Origin of the sequence: Vogesella urethralis (assembly GCF_007644045.2) — a bacterium.
GTDB lineage: Bacteria > Pseudomonadota > Gammaproteobacteria > Burkholderiales > Chromobacteriaceae > Vogesella > Vogesella urethralis.
Genome location: NZ_VMDW02000012.1, coordinates 26,862 through 43,083, shown reverse-complemented (window position 1 = coordinate 43,083; position 16,222 = coordinate 26,862). Strand labels below are relative to the sequence as shown.

Sequence of the window (16,222 nt, the reverse complement as noted above, 5' to 3'; positions counted from 1 at the left end):
GCCGCGCGCAAGGGCTTACTTGGGTTCGGATTTGGCGTCGTAGCGGCGGGTCCACTCGGCCAGGATGCGGTCACGGTTGGCCGCAGACCAGCGCAGGTCCTGCTTCACCAGGCGTTTTTCGTAGTCGGCGGGGATGTGCGGGTTGGGCTTGGCAATGCCCGGCATGGCCACGATGGCGAAGTTCTTCTCGTACAGCTCGTTGGCCGACTGCGACGCCGACCAGTCAGCCAGGCTGCGGGCGGCGGCCAGGTTGCGGGTGCCTTTCAGGATGGCGGTGGCTTCCACGTCCCAACCCAGGCCTTCTTTGGGGAACACCACGTCGATCGGCGCTCCGCCGTCTTTCAGCTTGGCGGCGCGGTATTCAAACGAAATGCCGATCGGGAACTCGCCGGCGGCGGCCTGCTTGCACGGCTTGGAGCCGGAGTGGGTGTACTGCGCAATGTTCTGGTGCAGCTTGTCCATGTAGGACCAGCCTTCCTTGTCGCCGAACAGCGTCAGCCAGGCGCTGACGTCGAAGTAGCCGGTGCCGCTGGAGGCCGGGTTGGGCATCACGATCTTGCCCTTGTATTCCGGCTTCAGCAGGTCTTTCCAGCTTTCCGGTTTTTTCAGGCCCAGCTTGGCCGCTTCCACGGTGTTGAAGCAGATGGCCGCGCCCCATACGTCCATGCCTACCCAGGCCGGCGGGTTGCTGTCATCCACGTAGGCCTTGCTGAGCTTGGCCACATTTTTCGGCGCATAAGGCTGCAGCATGCCTTCCTTTTCCAGCACCAGCAGCGACGACGCGGCCACGCCCATCACCACGTCGGCCTGCGGGTTGGCTTTTTCGGCCAGCAGCTTGGCGGTGATGATGCCGGTGGAGTCGCGCACCCAGCGCAGCTTGATGTCCGGGTATTCCTGCTCGAACTTCTGCTGGTAGGCCTTCAGCTGGTCGGCTTCCAGCGCGGTGTAGACGGTGAGGGTGGTGTCGGCCAGGGCGGCCAGGCTGCACAGCGCCAGGGCGCCGGCCAGCAGGGTGCGGGAGGAGTGCATGTCGTGAGCCTTGAGTCGGGTTGGGTGACAGGCGCCACTGTAGCGACCCAAGGTTACATGCGATTTACATCTAGATGTCTAGATGACTTTGTGGTGCGGCAGCTACAGGCTGTCCGGCGTGATCTCGATCTGCACGCTGTCGCCGCCAAAGCGGGTAATGCCGTATTCGATGGGCTGGCCGTCGCTGTCGGCGTACACGCTTTCCACGTACAGGATGGGCTGCTGCTTGCCCAGGCCCAGCGCGGCGGCCACTTCCGGGCGCGGCAGGCGGGCGCTGATGCGGCTGAGCGTGCGGTTGAAGCGGGTAATGCCGACGCGGGCAAACGCTTCGCTGGTACTGCGGCTGTGGCGGTAGTGTTCGATAAAGCCTTCAAAGCGCGGCAGCGGAAAGTACTGGGTACAGACGCTGACCACCTTGCCGTCGGCCAGGTCCAGCGCTTCCACGCGCAGCAGCGGCGCACCTTCTGCCACGCCCAGCAGGCGGGCCACGGCGTCGCTGGCCGGCTCGAAGTGGCAGGACTGGATGTCCACGTCGCTGACCAGGTGCTGTTCGCTGAGGCTGTGCGAAAAGCGGCTGCTCTTGCCCAGGCGGTAGGCGATCAGTTCTTCCTGCACAAAGGTGCCACGGCCGCGTTCGATGCGTACCAGCCCTTTGGCTAGCAGTTGCTGGATGGCCTGGCGTACGGTGTGGCGGTTGACGGCAAAGCGCTCGGCCAGCGCCTGCTCGTTGGGCAGGCGGCCTTGCAGGGTGCGGGCGAGGATTTCCTGGCTGAGGGTGGCTTCGATTTGCAGCCACAACGGGGTGCCGGCAGGGCGGCTAAGGCGTTTGTTCATGCGGGTACGGGGTAGCAACGGTTTGCCGCACCATAGCACGGCAATGTGACAGCTGCAGCTGTGCGGCCGGCCGCAAACGCAAAAGGCCCCTGTCTTGCGACAGGGGCCTAAATGCTTGGTGCCGGAGAAAGGAGTCGAACCCTCGACCTTCTGATTACAAGTCAGCTGCTCTACCAACTGAGCTACACCGGCGTAGGACGCGAATATTAGACAAGGCATGGCGCTTTGGCAAGCCCTGCTTGCAAAAAATCTGCAAGCGGGGCGCCGTGGCTGGCTGCCCGGCACGGGGTTACTGCAGCCACACCAGGTGCGACCACATTTCTTCCAGGCTGACGCGGTATTGCAGCAGGCGTTTCATGGCGGGCTCCTTGTGGGTGGATGCTGGCAGTATCGCGGTTTTTGATAGCAATGTTAAATTGATATTTATTATCCAATAGTTTTGATTCGACTATGCGTGGTGACATTGCCGCAACCGCGTGCTGTGTGCCTGTCGCCATGCCGCGTGCAAGCTGCGCGCGGGGGGTGATCTGGGCTAAGGTGAAAGCCGCACCGTCATTCACTTTCACTGTGGAGTTGCCATGTCCTGGACTGCCGGTTACGTCACCGAACTCGATTACACCTACGGTTATTACAGCGAGCTCAACCCGCACTACGCCGGCTTCGTGCTGCTGGACGCCGGCTTTGCCGTCCCGCAGTGGCAAAGTGCCTGCGAACTAGGCTTTGGCCAGGGCATGAGTGTGAACCTGCACGCTGCGGCGGGCAGTACCCAGTGGTACGGCAACGACTTCAACCCGCAGCACGCGGCCTTTGCCCAGCAGTTGGCCGCCGACTGCGGCAACGGTGCGCAGCTGAGCGACGAATCGTTTGCTGAATTCTGCGCCCGCGACGACCTGCCACTGTTCGACTTCATCGGCCTGCACGGTATCTGGAGCTGGATCTCGCCGCAAAACCAGGCGCTAATTGTGGATTTCGTGCGCCGCAAGCTGCGTGTCGGCGGCGTGCTGTACATCAGTTACAACACCTTGCCCGGCTGGGCCGCCTTTGCGCCGCTGCGCCAGCTGTTCGTGCAGCACGCCGAACGCATGAGCGCACCGGGCCTGGGGGTAGAGGCGCAGGTGAAGAATGCGCTGGCGTTCAGCCAGCAGTTGCTGGCGGTGGCACCGCGTGCGCTGGCCGACGACAAGCTGCGCGAGCGGCTGACGCGCATTGCCGGCCAAGACCCGCACTATCTGGCGCACGAGTATTTCAACCGCGACTGGACGCCGATGTACTTTGCCGACATGGCGGCGGCGCTGGCGCCGGCCAAGCTGGGCTACGCCTGCCAGGCCAGCACGCTGGAGCAGGTGCCGGTATTGCACTACACGCCGGAACAGCAGGCGCTGCTGGACGGCACCGCCGACCCGCTGTTCCGCGAAACGGTGCGCGATTACATCCTGAATCAGCAGTTCCGCCGTGATTACTGGATCAAAGGCCCGCGCCGGCTGCAGCCGGCCGAGCAGGATGCGCGCTGGTGCCAGCAACGGGTAGCCCTGGCCTTGCCGCGTAGCGAGGTGAAAATGAAGCTGGCACTGCCGCGTGGCACCATCAATCTGACCCCGGCGGTGTACGACCCGGTGCTCGATTGCCTGGCCGACGGCCAGCCACACACGCTGAGCGAGCTGGCCGCCAAGGTGCAGCGCAGCTGCCGTGGCAGCCAGTTCCGCGAGGTGATCCGCGTGCTGGTGGGCGCGCGCATGGTGTTGCCGATGCCGGCCCAAGGCCCGGGCAATACAGAGCGCTGCCGGCAGCTGAATCACGCCCTGGTACAGCAGGCGGCCAGCTCGCCGCGTTTTGGTGCGCTGGCCAGCCCGCAGCTGGGGGGCGGGGTGCCGGTGTCGCGTTTTAGCCAGGCGTTCCTGGCGCAGTACCTGCAGGGCGAGCGCGACCCGGCGGTGCTGGCGGCTGCGCTGGATCACAGCCTGCAAGCCAACGGCGAGCGGGCGCAGGTAGACGGCAAGGTTCTGCCCAGCCAGCAAGAGCAACGCCAGTACCTGCAAGGGTTAGCGCAGCGCTTCCTGACGCAGGAGCTGCCGCTGCTGCGCGGCTGGGGCATGCTGGACTGAAGCCGGTGCCGGCTCAGGCCCGCAGCAACGGCAGCGGGCGGAACTGGCCGCCCAGTACGCCGGCTGCCGGTTTGCCCCACCAGCGTTCGCACACGGTGGCGTACAGCTGGCGGAAGTCCACCGCGTACGGCAGGTTGCCGTCGCTGACGCCGGCCAGCTGCGGTGCCTGGCCATAAAAGCCGCCGGCCACGCGGCCACCCAGCACGACATGGCTGTTGACGGTGCCGTGGTCGGTGCCCTGGTTGCCGTTTTCCTTCGGGCGCCGCCCGAATTCCGCGTAGCTCATCACCAGCGTGTCGTCCCAGCGCCCTTGTGCCGCCAGGCCTGCCTGCAGTGCGGCCAACCCTTCCGCCAGCTCGGCCAGCAGCCGTTGCTGGGTGCCAGCCTGGCCGGCGTGGGTGTCAAAGCCGGTCAGCGTCAGCCTGGCGACCACCACCTTGCTGCCGCCGGCCAGCGTTTCCAGCAGCGTGCGTACGGCGCGGCCGAAGCTGCCCGGCGCATCCGGGATGCGGCCCGGGTCTTGCGCATTGCCCATCGCCTGCTGCGCCGCGGGCATCTTGCCGATGTCGCTGGCGGCGCGGCGGATGTCGGCTTCCACTTTCAGCACATGGGCCAGCGCGCTGCTGCCGGCCTGGCCGGGCATGGCCTGCGCCAGCCGTGCCTGGCGGGCAAAATCGGCGGCGTCGCGCAGCACCACGGCGCGGGCGCCGCCGGCCAGCGGGCCCAGCGTCTGGCTGCCCAGGATCAGGCCGTCGCTGGCGAAGGCGTCGCCGGCTGGGTACTGCTGCAGCAGCCGGGTCAGCCAGCCGCTGCTCAGCGTTTGCGTGCTGTGGCTGGCGGTATCCCAGATGTCGATGGAGCGGAAGTGCGACAGGTTGGGCTCGGGGTAGCCGACGCCTTGCACGATGGCCAGTTGGCCGCCTTGCCACAAGGGCAATAGCGGTGCCAGCGCCGGGTGCAGGCCGCGTTGTTCGTCCAGCTGCAGTACTTGGTCACGGGCGATGGCCAGGGTTGGCCGCAACCGGGTGTAGTCGGCGCTGGCGTAGGGGATGACGGTGTTCAAGCCGTCGTTGCCGCCCTTAAGCTCCACCAGCACCAGCAGGCGCTGGTAGCCGGCGGGCGCCACGGCGTAGGCAAGGCCGGGCAGCTGTACCGTCAGCAAGCCGGCGCCCAGGGTGGCGAGAAACTGTCGTCGTTGCATGGCAGGCTCCTTATTGCAGCTGGTAGGCCGGGTCTTGCAGCAGCTGGCGCAGCGCCGGCAGTGGTGCGGAGGGCAGCGGGCTGGCGGTGGCCAGTGCCGGTAGCCACTGGCGCGCGTCCGGGTAGCGCTGCAGCCAGTCGGGCGCGATCTGCGGCCGTGGCTTGTTGCCGCCGGGGCGGGTCAGGCTGTCCAGAAACTGCTTGCGCAGCAGCAGGCTGTCGCTGTTGATCCAGGCGTCACCGCCGGGCCAGCCGCGCACATTGGGTGGGTCGAACAGGTCTTGCCCCATGCGGCGGTTAAACTGGGCCAGCGCTTGCCAATCGGGCACCGTGGCGCCGAAGGTCACCACCGTGCCTACCGTCAGTTCTACGGGCGACTTCACTTGCTGGCCGCTGCTTTGCCAGAACGCCGGGGTGAGCAGCAGCGCACGCAGCAGCGGTTTGATCTGGTAGTCGCGGCCGAAGCCTGCCGCCAGCCGGTTGACGGTGGCCTCGTCCGGCGTGGGCGATACCAGGTACAGCCACAGCTTGCGGGTAATGAAACGGGCGGTGGCCGGCTGCGCCAGCAGCGTGTCCAGCACCGCGTCGCCGTCCAGTGTGCCGCTGCGGCCCAGTACCGTTTTGGCGCCGTCGTCGTGGCGGCGCGGGCGGAACACCGGCTCGCCGCTGGCCGGGTCCAGCTGCCAACCGGTAAAGGCGCGCGCGGCTTCGCGGATGTCCTGTTCGCTGTAATGGCCTTCGCCCAGCGTGAACAGCTCCATCACTTCGCGGGCAAAGTTTTCGTTGGCCTCGCCCTTGCGGCTGCCGGCGGTGTCGAGGTAGCGCAGCATGGCCGGGTCGCGTGCGATGTCGTGCAGCAGGGTGGCAAAGTTGCCCAGCGCTTCGCGCCGCAGCAGTGCGTTCTGGCGGTACATCAGCTGCGCGCTTTTGACTTTGCTCTGGCCGGACACGAAATGGCCGTGCCAGAACAGGGTGAGCTTCTCGGTCACCGGGCTGGGGGTGGTGGCCATTTCCTGCAGCCACCAGCCGCGCAGGGCCAGGCCGCGCCGCGTTTCGGTATCACGCAGGGCTTTCTTTTCGTCTTCGCTCAGTTGCTTGTGCGGCGGGTGCAGCAGCGCCTCGGCCGTCCACGGCGGGGGCGCGTTGGCCGGCTCGGTGCGGCTGCCCGCCAGAATGCGGTCTACGGCAGCCTCGCGTTCCAGCGGGGCCAGTGCGGCCACCTGCGCCGGCGGCGCGCCAAAGCCGGAGCGGCTAAGCAGCAGGCGGGCGCCGGCTTCGCCGATGGGGGCGGCCAGCGCCGGCAGCGGCAACAGCCATAGCAGGGGGGCAAACTTGCGCAGCAGAAACATGGCGCTCTCCTGATAGATACCGTTATCAAGTATGGCGCTGATTTGTTGGTTGGATGTGAAGGAGCGGCCGGCAGGTGTTAACGAATGTGACACAAAGCTCTATACTCGCGGCTCGATCACCGGGGGTGCCTGCGCGTGCGGGCTGAGACATACCCCAGAACCTGATCTGGATAATGCCAGCGGAGGGAGCGTGATGGGCGTCTGCCCGTGTCCCGCTTTCTTTTTTGGTAGCGTCATCACCAAAAGAGGATGTCTGAAATGTTGAAGAAGTCTGTACTGCTGCTGGCCCTGGCTGGCGTGTCCCTGTCTGCCCTGGCCGCCGAGCTGCGCGTGATGACGCACAGCTCGTTCAGCCTGCCCAAAGAGCGCATTGCCGAGTTCGAAAAGCAAAGCGGCGTCAAGCTGTCCATCGTCAAGGGCGGTGACGCCGGCGAAATGCTGAACAAGCTGATCCTGACCCGCGCCAACCCGATCGCCGACGTGGTGTACGGCATCGACAACACGCTGATCGCCAAGGCCACGGCCGCCGGCATTCTGGCGCCTACCAGCAGCAAGGTTGGCCGCACTGAAAAAGACGCGCAGCTGCCGGGCGCGGTAGCGGTGGACTACGGCTACGTAACGCTGAACTACGACAAAGCCTGGTTTGCCAAGGCCAAGCTGCCGCTGCCGGCCACGCTGGACGATCTGGCCAAACCGGCCTACAAGGACCTGCTGGTGGTCCAAAACCCGGCCACGTCCAGTACTGGCCTGGCCTTCCTATTGGCTACCATCGCCGACCGTGGTGAAGACGGCGCCTTCAAATGGTGGGAGAAAGTGCGCGACAACGGCCTGAAAGTGAGCAAGGGCTGGAGCGAGGCGTATTACACCGATTTCAGCCGCAACGGCGGTAGCCGCCCGATCGTGGTGAGCTACGCCACCAGCCCGGCGGCAGAAGTGTTCTACAGCAAGGAAAAAATCAGCGAATCGCCCACCGCCAACCTGCTGCTGAAAGGCGGCGTGTTCCTGCAAGTGGAAGGTGTGGCGCTGCTGAAGGGCGGCAAGGAGCCGCAGGCGGCGCAGGCGTTTGTCGATTTCCTGCGCAGCGACGGCGTGCAGACCGGCTTGCAGACCAAGATGTGGATGTACCCGGCAGTGGCCGGCACCGCCATCGACCCGGTGTTTGCCCACGCGCAAAAGCCGACCAAGTTCAGCAACCCCAGCCTGGCTGCGATGAACGGCAAGACGGCCGGCTGGGTCAGCCGCTGGAACCGCCTGGTGGTGAAGCAGGCCAACTGATCGCCGCTGCGGCCAACGTTGGCCGCAGCACGGCGTGGCAAGGGCGCCTGCGGCGCCCTTGCGCTTTTGTGACACAACGCCTCATTAAATGACCGACACCTTTTACCGGCACCCGTCTTGCACATGAATCGTTCCCTTGCCCTGCCAGCCCTGTTGCCGCTGGCCTTCCTGCTGCTGATGGTGGCTGCGCCGCTGGCGCGCCTGCTGCAGGAAGGGCACGCCGGTTTCAGCCTGGCCCTGCTGCAGGATAGCTATATCCAGTGGCGGCTACTGTGGTCGGCCGGCCAGGCGCTGGCTACCTGCGCGCTGGCGTTGCTGATCGGCCTGCCGCTGGCCTGGGTGCTGGCGCGTTTCGATTTTGCCGGCCGCCGCCTGCTGTTGCGCCTGCTGATGCTGCCCTTTGTCATGCCCACGCTGGTGGCCGGCATGGGGGTGTTGGCGCTGTTCGGCCCGCATGGCGTGGCCGGCGTGAATCTGCAGGACACGCCGTGGCTGCTGCTGTACGGCAACCTGTTCTATAACCTGCCGCTGCTGGTGCGCGCCGGCGTGGACGGCCTGGAGCAAGTGCCGGCCAGCCGGCTGGCGGTGGCGCGTACGCTGGGTGCCTCGCCATGGCGTACCTTCTGGCGGGTCGAGTGGCCGGTGGTGCGGCCGTGGCTGGCGTCGGCGCTGTGCCTGATTTTTCTGTACTGCTTTGCCGGCTTTGGCCTGGCGCTGCTGCTGGGTGGCCAGCGCTACGCCACGGTGGAAGTCGAGATCTATACGCTGGTGGCCTACGAGCTGAACCTGGCCGACGCCGGCGTGCTGGCGCTGCTGGCGTTGGGCGTCGGCGCTGCCGTGGCGCTGGCTTACGCTGCGCTGGAGCGTGGCCTCGCGCGGCCGCAGCGGCTGGTGCCGACGCTGCGTACCCCGGCACAGGGTTGGCCGCAACGTCTGCTATTGGCGAGTGCGTTGACGGTGCTGGCCTTGTGTTGCCTGTTGCCCTTGCTGGCCATTGTGTGGCGCGCGCTGCAAGCCGATGCCGTCGTATGGGAGATGCTGGCCGAGCCAGAGGTGCTGGCGGCGCTGGGCAATACGCTGCGCTTTTCCGGCGCCGCGCTGGGGCTGTCGCTGCTGCTGGGCCTGTGCCACGGCTGGGCGGCGCAGCGCTGGCTGGCCTTGCGCGCGCTGGTGTTTTTGCCGTTCATGGTGTCGCCGGTGTGTCTGGCCTTTGGCCTGCTGCTGCTGTACCCGCAGTACAGCGCCAGCGTGGGGCTGCTGATCGCCGCCTACGCCTTGCTGGCGTACCCGTTTGTGGCCAAGGGCGTGTTGTCGGCCGCCACCGCGCTGCCGCCGCAGTTGCCGCAGGCGGCGCGCACCCTGGGCGCCACGCCATGGCGCAGTTTCTGCCGCGTCAGCCTGCCGCTGATGCGCCCGGCGCTGCGCCGTGGCCTGGCCTTTGCCGCCGCCACGGCGGTGGGCGAGTTTGCCGTCAGCCTGTTCCTGTCGCGGCCGGAGTGGGCCACGCTCACCACGCTGATCTACCAGCACCTGGGGCGGCCCGGCGCGGCCAACCTGCAGCTGGCGCTGCTGCTGTCTTGTTTGTTGATGCTGTTTGCCCTGCTGGCCTTCGTGGTCATCGAGTGGCCGGAGAAAAACCATGCTCGAGCTGATTGACCTGTCGCTGTACTACGCCGGCCGCGCCGTGCTGCAAGGCGTCAGCCTGCAGGTGGCCGCTGGCGAAACGCTGGCCCTGCTGGGGCCGTCCGGCGAGGGCAAGTCCAGCCTGCTGTCGCTGGTCGCCGGTTTGCAGCGCCCGGCCGGTGGCCAGGTGCGGCTGGGCGGGCAGGACATCACCCGGCTGCCGCCGGAGCAGCGCCACATCGCCATGATGTTCCAGGACCACGCGCTGTTTCCGCACCTGGACGCGGCGGCCAACGTGGCGTTTGGCCTGGTAGAGCGCGGTGCGGGCAAGTTGGCCGCCCGCCAGCAGGCGGTACAGATGCTGGCGGCGGTGGGGCTGGCCGGGCGCGAGGCGGCGGCAGTGCATACGCTGTCCGGCGGCGAGCGGCAGCGCGTGGCGCTGGCGCGGGCGCTGGTGTGCCAGCCACGGCTATTGCTGCTGGACGAGCCGTTCTCCAGCCTCGACACCCATCTCAAACAACAGCTGCTGGCCGACGTACGCCGCCACCTGGCCGCCTTGCAGGTGCCGGCGCTGCTGGTCACGCACGACCGCCACGAGGCGTTTGCGCTGGCGCAGCGCGTGGCCATCCTGCAAGCCGGGTGCATCGTGCAGCACGGTACGCCGCAAGCCATCCTGCAGGCGCCGGCCAGCGCCTGGGTGGCGCGCTTTGTCGGGCTCGATAATGTATTTGACGACCACGCCATCCCGCCGCAGGCCTTTGTGCTGGGCGCCGGCCAGCCGCGCCGCGCCATCGTGGCTGCCGAAGCGCAAGCCGACGGCTGGCGCGTCACCGTGGCTGGTGACGGCGGCCAACCCTGGCAGCTGTTGCTGGGCGTACGCGAGCTGGCCGGGCAGGGCGCACCGAGCGTGGGCCAGCAGCTGGCTATCGGGCTGGACCGCCGCCAGGTGCTGTACTGGTAGCCTTGGCCGGCGGTTTTTTCCGCTTTGCCGCCAGATTGTGTACAGATGATGGGTGATGGCGCGGCAAAGCACGGGTAAAATGCGGCATCGATTAGCTAGACAGAACACGCCCCGCCTATGAAACCGCATATTGTTGCCACCCTCACCGAAGCCCGCAGCGCGCTGGACGCCCTGCTGTCCAACCCGCAGGCGCTGTCTGCCATCGAGGCGGCCGGCGATGCGCTGGTCAATGCGTTCAACAACGGCCGGCGCGTGTTCAGCTGTGGCAATGGCGGCTCGATGTGCGACGCCATGCACTTTGCCGAGGAGCTGTCCGGCCGCTACCGCAACGACCGCCGCGCGCTGCCGGCGGCCAGCATCAGCGACCCCAGTCACATCAGCTGCGTCGGCAACGACTACGGCTACGAAGCCATCTTCTCGCGCTACCTGGAAGCGCACGCCGGCGCCGGCGACGTGCTGCTGGCCATCAGCACCAGCGGTACCAGCAAGAACATCCTGGCGGCGGTGAAAGCCGCCAAGGAACGCGGCATGGTGGTGGTGTCGCTTACCGGCCGCCCCGGTTCGGTCATCGGCGGTCTGGCCGATATCGACGTGTGCACGCCGGGCGGCCAGTACGCCGACCGCGTACAGGAGCTGCACATCAAGGTGATCCACATCCTGATCGAATCGGTAGAGCGCGCGCTGTTCCCGCAGAACTACGCCTGAGTCGCGAGCGGCTGCCGTCGCGCCAGTCAGCCAACGCTGGCTGGCTTTTTTTGTGTCTGTAACAGGGCGCAGACCGCCGCCCCGGCCGGGCAGATTTTGCCGGCGTCATGCCGTTGCCGTGTTTGTCTGTGGTCTTTCCCTACAACGGCCAGTGCCCGCTGGCGGCATCAGGCCATTTCCCGTCGCGATTTGCTGTTTGCTGCCACGATTTGGGCATGAATGCGGCGTTTGCAGGCAGTTTGTACGGTTTTGTACCGTAAAATGCCTACATGGCAGCACTAGGTATAAATACCTAATCGACATGTTGTGGCTTGACGCTGTCGACGCCCCCCACTAAATATCAATAAGCAACAACTGTAGTGTTTTTATACAGTTTTATAAAAATTAGTGGGTGCATACATCATGTCCAAACTGACGATCGGCCAGCGCCTGACAGTGCTGGTGTCTGTGCTACTGCTGATTGCCATGACCCTGGGTGGCTATGGCATGGTGACGCAGTCCAGTATTCTTCAAGATTTTTCAACTACTTATCACGATCGCGTGGTGCCGCTGCAGCAACTGAAGAAAGTCAGCGACGGCTACGCCATCAGTATTGTCGATGCCGCACACAAGGTGCGCGCCGGCAGTATGGACAAAGCCAGCTTCCTGAAGGAATTGGATCGCGCCCGTGAAGCCATCCGCACCGACTGGCAGGCCTACCGTGCCACCTACCTGACCGACGACGAATTGAAGCTGGCCACCGAGGCCGAGGCGGCGATGAAGCGGGCCGATAGCGGCGTGGACCGGTTGCGCAGCCTGGTGGACAGTGGCGACCAGGCCGCCTTGCAAGCCTTCAACGACCGCGAGCTGTACCCGGCGCTGGACCCGGTGTCGGGCAGCATCTCGGCGCTGATCGACCTGCAGCTGAAAGTGGCCGCCGAGGAGTACCTGAAGTCGGAAGCCAGCGCCACGCTGGCGGCGCGGCTGTCGGTGGTACTGATGGTGGCCGGCTTGCTGGCGGGGGCCTTGCTGGCCTGGCAGATCATCCGCAACCTGCTGGCACAGCTGGGCGGCGAGCCGGGCGACGTGGTGGCGCTGGCGCAGCGCATTGCGCAGGGGGACCTCAGCCAGCGGCTGCAGGTGAAACCGGGTGACAAGGACAGCGTGGTAGCGTCGATGAGCGCCATGCAGAGCGGGCTGATCGGCCTGGTGCGTAACCTGGAAAGCATTATTTCTCGCCTGAGCGTCAACGCCAGCGAGTTGGCCGCCGCATCGGAACAAGTGGCGGTCAGTACCGAGGAGCAAACCCGCGCCGCGGCGGCGATGTCGGCGTCGGTAGAGCAGCTGTCGGTCAGCATCAGCTCGGTCAGCGACAACGCCCGCGAAGTGGCGGTGGACGCCAAGGCATCCGGCCAACTGGCGCTGGACGGCGAACGCATCATCGACCGCACGCTGGGCACCATCAATACCGTGGCCGACATGGCGCGCGGCTCGCAGCAGCAGGCCGACCTGCTGGGCGCCAAGTCGTTGCAGATTTCCAATGTGGTGCAGGTGATCCGCGACGTGGCCGAGCAGACCAACCTGCTGGCGCTGAACGCGGCCATCGAGGCGGCGCGCGCCGGCGAGCAGGGCAGGGGTTTTGCCGTGGTGGCCGACGAGGTGCGCAAGCTGTCGGAGCGTACCGCGCAGTCCACCGCCGAGATCAGCACCATCATTACCGAGATGGTCAGCAGCAGCCAGCAAGTGGTGCAAACCATTCACGCCACGGTAGACGAGATGGACGCCGGCCTGCAGCAAACCCTGCAGGCGCGTGAGGCGGTCACCGGCATTACCGCCAATATGAGCCGCATCAACGATTCGGTCGCCGCCATTTCGGTGGCGCTGGCCGAGCAGCAGTCGGCCAGCGGCATGGTGGCCAGCAATGTGGAGCAGGTGGCACAGATGTCGGAAGAAACCAGTACCGCTGCGGTGCAGACCTCCAGCTCTGCCGAGCAGATGGAGCAGATGGCGCACGAGCTGAAAGCCAGCATCGACTTCTTCACGCTGCCGCAACTGGGCCAGAGCCGTGGTGGCGACGGCATGCAGCCGATAGGCGTGGCGGTGCCGGCTGTGTAAGCACGGCCGTGCGCCGGCTTGCCCCAGCACAAAGCCCTGCCGGCATGGCCGACAGGGCTTTGGTTTTGTGGGTGCGCGGGGCCGGCAACGCCGGGCTACCCGCTGTTGGTGCAGGGCGGTGCGGCGGTATCAGGCTTCGGCAGTCTGGGCCTGGCAGCAGTCCACCCATTGGCCGCCCACCAGTGCGGCCAACCTGGCGGGCGTAATGCGCACCGCAGTGTGCACGTCTCCGGCCGCCGGCAGCACTTCGTCGAAGTCGCGCAGCGATACGTCCAGGTACACCGGCAGCGCGGTGGCCAGGCCGAACGGGCACACGCCGCCTACCGGGTGGCCGGTCAGCTGTTGCACGTCCTCGGCCGGCAGCATGCGGCCCTTGCCGAATACTGCCTTGAACTTCTTGTTGTCGATGCGGGCGTCGCCACGCGCCACCAGCAGCACGTTGCGGTCGTCGGCCAGGCGGAAGGCCAGCGTTTTGGCAATGCGCCCCGGCACCACGCCGTGGGCTTCTGCGGCCAACGCTACCGTCGCGGTGCTGGTGTCCAGTTCGATGATGGAGATGTCCGGTGCGTGGCAGGCCAGGTAATCGCGTACCGATTGCAGGCTCATCTGCAGTCCCCTTGCAGCAAAAAGGCCATTATCGATATTGCGCGCCGGCCTGCCAATGCCGACGTGCTCAGCGCTGCTGGCCTTGCTGCACGATGCGCGACAGCTGCTCGGTGATGTCCTGCGAGGTAGTGGCCTGCTGTTCGCTGGCTTCGGCGATCTGTACCACGAAGTCGCGCACCTGCTGGATTTCCTGGGCAATAGTCTGCAGCGCGGTTTCGGCGCGCTGGAAGTCCTGCTCGGTAGCGGCAACCTGATGCCGCCCCTGCTCGATGGCCGCCACGTTCTGCTGCACCTCGCGCTGGATGTCGCCGATCATGCCGCCGATTTCCTGGGTGGCCTGCGTGGTGCGCTCGGCCAGCTTGCGTACCTCGTCGGCCACCACGGCAAAGCCGCGGCCCATCTCGCCGGCGCGGGCGGCTTCGATGGCCGCGTTCAGCGCCAGCAGGTTGGTCTGGTCGGCAATGTCCTTGATGACGTTGACGATCTTGCCGATGGCTTCCGAACGCTGCCCCAGCGAGGTCAGGCTGTCGGCGGTGCTGCGTACCATATCGGCCACGTTTTTCATGCTCTTGCTGGTTTGCTCCACGATGGTCACGCCCTGGCGGGTCTCGCCCAGCATCAGGTCGGCGGAAGCCGACGCCGACGCGGTTTGCACCGCCACGTTCTCGATGGTGGCGCTCATCGCCTGCATGTTGAACGAGATCTCGCCCACGCTTTTTTCCATCAGCTGATGGCGTTGCGCAGCTTCCTGCCCCAGCTGGTCGGCCCGGTATTGCGCGCTGATGTCACGAAAGCTGGCCATGAAGCACAGCAGTTCGCGCGGCGCGTCTTTTTCCAGATCGGGAACACTTTGGTTTCAAAGATCACGTTACCCACCGGGATGGTGGCCTTGTGCACGTCCAGCCGGCTGCTGGCCAGGTCTTGCAGGATGCCGCGAATGCGGTCCGGGTCGCGGTGGAACTGGTGGATGCTGTGCTGGTGGGCCTGCGCCACGTCGACGCCGGGGCGGAATTTCTGGTTCATCGCGCTGCGGTACTGGGCCAGTACGTCGCGCGCGGTCTTGTTCATGTAGATGATGGTGTTGTCGGGCGTACTGTCGGCCAGCATGATCAGGTTGTCGACATGGTCCAGCATCTGCTGCAGCTGGTGCAGTTGCTGATCCTGGGCGCTGCTGCCGTTTTGTCTTTTGGTAAATCCGAACATGGCAATCTCCCTGCTGTGTGTGTGCGGGCACGTGGTCGTGCCTTGGCATGGGTGTAACACGCGGTGTTTTCGCCATTTATAGAAACCTTGTGCTGACTTTGACGGCCAATCGGCTGCTTGTGGTGGCGGCGACACAGCCACCTGCCGCTGGCTGCCGGCGCGGCCAACTGCTAATATATGAACCATATATAAACCGTATAACGAGGTAGCCATGGGAATCGTCAAGATTTCCGAGCAAATGCACGAGACGCTGCGCCAGACCAGTAGTGCGCTGTGCCGCTCCATCAATGCCCAGGCCGAGCACTGGCTGCGCGTCGGCATGCTGGCGGAACTGAACCCGCGCCTGAGCTACAGCGAAATCTGCCAGTTGCTGATCCGCGCCGAAGCCGGTGAGCCGCTGCCGGGCATTCCCTTACCCCCCGCTACCCGAGAGGACACGCCATGAGCGGTAGACAACGCCACGTGATCCGCCGCAATGCCGGCGAGATCGAACAATCCCGCCGCGCCGGTGCGCTGGCGGCCGAGCTATTGCAGATGATCGGCCAGTACGTGAAGCCCGGCGTCAGCACCAACGAGCTGGACCGTATCTGCCGCGAGTACATCGTCAATGTGCAGCAGGCCAAGCCGGCCAATATCGGCTACCACGGCTACCCCAAAACCATCTGCGCGTCGGTGAACGACGTGATCTGCCACGGCATTCCCAACGACAAGCCGCTGCAGGATGGCGATATCGTCAACATCGACGTGGCGGTGATCAAGGACGGCTGGTTCGGCGACAGCAGCCGCATGTACTACGTGGGCGAGCCGTCGCCGCTGGCCAAGCGCCTGGTGGACACCACCTACGAGGCGATGTGCGCCGGCATCCGCGCCGTGCGCCCCGGTGCGCGCCTGGGCGACGTAGGCCACGCCATCCAGCAGGTGGCGCTGCGCGAAGGCTTCAGCGTGGTGCGCGAGTACTGCGGCCACGGCATCGGCACCGTGTACCACACCGAGCCCGAGGTGCTGCACTACGGTCGCCCCGGCACCGGCCTGACACTGGCGCCGGGCATGATCTTCACCATCGAGCCGATGATCAACGCCGGCAAGGCCGACATCCGCCAGCTGGCCGACGGCTGGACCGTGGTGACCAAGGACCGCTCGCTGTCCGCGCAGTGGGAACACATGGTGGTGGTGACCGAAGACGGCTACGACGTGCTGACGCGCTGGCCGGACGGGGTGGGCAGCTACGCGCCGATCTGATG

Annotated in this window: 15 protein-coding genes, 1 tRNA gene, 1 pseudogene and 1 riboswitch; of the genes and pseudogenes, 8 read left to right on the top strand and 9 right to left on the bottom strand. The window is 65.8% G+C overall.

The features are described 5' to 3' along the window. Nucleotides 1–15: 15 nt before the first annotated feature. From FLQ03_RS00490 to FLQ03_RS00475, 4 genes are all read right to left on the bottom strand, one after another. Nucleotides 16–1,029, bottom strand: a complete 1,014-nt coding sequence (locus FLQ03_RS00490; RefSeq protein WP_144373499.1) for a putative 2-aminoethylphosphonate ABC transporter substrate-binding protein — start codon at nt 1,027–1,029, stop codon at nt 16–18. Nucleotides 1,030–1,131: 102 nt separating this feature from the next. Further along, the gene (gene phnF / locus FLQ03_RS00485) at nt 1,132–1,863 is read right to left on the bottom strand and encodes a phosphonate metabolism transcriptional regulator PhnF (protein WP_144373498.1); all 732 of its coding nucleotides are present in this window, start codon (nt 1,861–1,863) and stop codon (nt 1,132–1,134) included. A gap of 116 nt (nt 1,864–1,979) precedes the next feature. After that, nucleotides 1,980–2,055: transfer RNA gene (locus tag FLQ03_RS00480), tRNA-Thr, on the bottom strand. 14 nt (nt 2,056–2,069) lie between these two features. Next, entirely contained in the window at nt 2,070–2,429 is a 360-nt protein-coding gene (locus FLQ03_RS00475; RefSeq protein ID WP_144373497.1) for a hypothetical protein, read from the bottom strand. Between the two features lie 12 nt (nt 2,430–2,441). Between FLQ03_RS00475 and FLQ03_RS00470 the strand changes: the two genes are divergently transcribed. Further along, nucleotides 2,442–3,965: a methyltransferase regulatory domain-containing protein gene (locus FLQ03_RS00470; protein ID WP_144373496.1), complete on the top strand. Its 1,524-nt coding sequence runs from the start codon at nt 2,442–2,444 to the stop codon at nt 3,963–3,965. Nucleotides 3,966–3,978: 13 nt separating this feature from the next. On the opposite strand, the gene FLQ03_RS00465 is transcribed toward FLQ03_RS00470, so the two are convergent. Further along, entirely contained in the window at nt 3,979–5,166 is a 1,188-nt protein-coding gene (locus tag FLQ03_RS00465; RefSeq protein WP_144373495.1) for a DUF1501 domain-containing protein, read from the bottom strand. 10 nt (nt 5,167–5,176) lie between these two features. Then, nucleotides 5,177–6,514, bottom strand: coding sequence for a DUF1800 domain-containing protein (locus FLQ03_RS00460; RefSeq protein ID WP_144373494.1), 1,338 nt, complete (start codon nt 6,512–6,514; stop codon nt 5,177–5,179). Nucleotides 6,515–6,625: 111 nt separating this feature from the next. Next, nucleotides 6,626–6,720, top strand: a riboswitch (TPP riboswitch). Between the two features lie 55 nt (nt 6,721–6,775). Between FLQ03_RS00460 and FLQ03_RS00455 the strand changes: the two genes are divergently transcribed. From FLQ03_RS00455 to FLQ03_RS00435, 5 genes are all read left to right on the top strand, one after another. Next, nucleotides 6,776–7,789 carry a thiamine ABC transporter substrate-binding protein gene (locus tag FLQ03_RS00455; RefSeq protein ID WP_144373527.1) on the top strand — a complete coding sequence of 338 codons (1,014 nt, stop codon included), beginning with the start codon at nt 6,776–6,778 and terminating at the stop codon, nt 7,787–7,789. Between the two features lie 123 nt (nt 7,790–7,912). Next, complete coding sequence (locus tag FLQ03_RS00450) at nt 7,913–9,445, top strand: ABC transporter permease (protein ID WP_144373493.1); 1,533 nt, start codon at nt 7,913–7,915, stop codon at nt 9,443–9,445. Continuing rightward, nucleotides 9,429–10,373: an ABC transporter ATP-binding protein gene (locus FLQ03_RS00445; protein ID WP_144373492.1), complete on the top strand. Its 945-nt coding sequence runs from the start codon at nt 9,429–9,431 to the stop codon at nt 10,371–10,373. The genes FLQ03_RS00450 and FLQ03_RS00445 overlap by 17 nt, the downstream gene beginning before the upstream one ends. A gap of 117 nt (nt 10,374–10,490) precedes the next feature. Beyond that, a complete protein-coding gene (locus FLQ03_RS00440; RefSeq protein ID WP_144373491.1) occupies nt 10,491–11,078 on the top strand; it encodes an SIS domain-containing protein in 588 nt (195 codons plus the stop codon). 402 nt (nt 11,079–11,480) lie between these two features. Continuing rightward, on the top strand, nt 11,481–13,172 hold the full coding sequence (locus tag FLQ03_RS00435; protein ID WP_240802170.1) for a methyl-accepting chemotaxis protein: 1,692 nt from the start codon (nt 11,481–11,483) through the stop codon (nt 13,170–13,172). 129 nt (nt 13,173–13,301) lie between these two features. Here FLQ03_RS00435 and FLQ03_RS00430 read toward each other — a convergent pair whose 3' ends face one another. From FLQ03_RS00430 to FLQ03_RS19045, 3 genes and pseudogenes are all read right to left on the bottom strand, one after another. Further along, nucleotides 13,302–13,778 carry a YbaK/EbsC family protein gene (locus FLQ03_RS00430; protein ID WP_144373490.1) on the bottom strand — a complete coding sequence of 159 codons (477 nt, stop codon included), beginning with the start codon at nt 13,776–13,778 and terminating at the stop codon, nt 13,302–13,304. Between the two features lie 67 nt (nt 13,779–13,845). After that, nucleotides 13,846–14,253: pseudogene (locus FLQ03_RS19650) on the bottom strand (methyl-accepting chemotaxis protein); the annotation flags it as partial. A 248-nt stretch (nt 14,254–14,501) separates the two neighbouring features. Continuing rightward, nucleotides 14,502–14,981, bottom strand: a complete 480-nt coding sequence (locus tag FLQ03_RS19045; protein ID WP_170252266.1) for a PAS domain-containing protein — start codon at nt 14,979–14,981, stop codon at nt 14,502–14,504. A gap of 211 nt (nt 14,982–15,192) precedes the next feature. Here FLQ03_RS19045 and FLQ03_RS00420 point away from each other — a divergent pair, with 211 nt between their 5' ends. Both FLQ03_RS00420 and map read left to right on the top strand, forming a co-directional pair. Beyond that, nucleotides 15,193–15,426 carry a ParD-like family protein gene (locus FLQ03_RS00420; RefSeq protein WP_144373489.1) on the top strand — a complete coding sequence of 78 codons (234 nt, stop codon included), beginning with the start codon at nt 15,193–15,195 and terminating at the stop codon, nt 15,424–15,426. Next, nucleotides 15,423–16,220, top strand: coding sequence for a type I methionyl aminopeptidase (map, locus tag FLQ03_RS00415; protein ID WP_144373488.1), 798 nt, complete (start codon nt 15,423–15,425; stop codon nt 16,218–16,220). Before FLQ03_RS00420 ends, map begins: the two co-directional genes overlap by 4 nt. The last annotated feature ends 2 nt before the right edge of the window (nt 16,221–16,222 follow it).

Excerpts from the sequence above, each read along its gene's own strand:
- FLQ03_RS00490 (WP_144373499.1), bottom strand. The coding sequence starts at position 1,029 with ATGCACTCCTCCCGCACCCTGCTGGCCGGCGCCCTGGCGCTGTGCAGC.
- phnF (WP_144373498.1), bottom strand. The coding sequence starts at position 1,863 with ATGAACAAACGCCTTAGCCGCCCTGCCGGCACCCCGTTGTGGCTGCAA.
- FLQ03_RS00470 (WP_144373496.1), top strand. The coding sequence starts at position 2,442 with ATGTCCTGGACTGCCGGTTACGTCACCGAACTCGATTACACCTACGGT.
- FLQ03_RS00465 (WP_144373495.1), bottom strand. The coding sequence starts at position 5,166 with ATGCAACGACGACAGTTTCTCGCCACCCTGGGCGCCGGCTTGCTGACG.
- FLQ03_RS00460 (WP_144373494.1), bottom strand. The coding sequence starts at position 6,514 with ATGTTTCTGCTGCGCAAGTTTGCCCCCCTGCTATGGCTGTTGCCGCTG.
- FLQ03_RS00450 (WP_144373493.1), top strand. The coding sequence starts at position 7,913 with ATGAATCGTTCCCTTGCCCTGCCAGCCCTGTTGCCGCTGGCCTTCCTG.
- FLQ03_RS00445 (WP_144373492.1), top strand. The coding sequence starts at position 9,429 with ATGCTCGAGCTGATTGACCTGTCGCTGTACTACGCCGGCCGCGCCGTG.
- FLQ03_RS00440 (WP_144373491.1), top strand. The coding sequence starts at position 10,491 with ATGAAACCGCATATTGTTGCCACCCTCACCGAAGCCCGCAGCGCGCTG.
- FLQ03_RS00435 (WP_240802170.1), top strand. The coding sequence starts at position 11,481 with ATGTCCAAACTGACGATCGGCCAGCGCCTGACAGTGCTGGTGTCTGTG.
- FLQ03_RS00430 (WP_144373490.1), bottom strand. The coding sequence starts at position 13,778 with ATGAGCCTGCAATCGGTACGCGATTACCTGGCCTGCCACGCACCGGAC.
- FLQ03_RS19045 (WP_170252266.1), bottom strand. The coding sequence starts at position 14,981 with ATGTTCGGATTTACCAAAAGACAAAACGGCAGCAGCGCCCAGGATCAG.
- FLQ03_RS00420 (WP_144373489.1), top strand. The coding sequence starts at position 15,193 with ATGGGAATCGTCAAGATTTCCGAGCAAATGCACGAGACGCTGCGCCAG.
- map (WP_144373488.1), top strand. The coding sequence starts at position 15,423 with ATGAGCGGTAGACAACGCCACGTGATCCGCCGCAATGCCGGCGAGATC.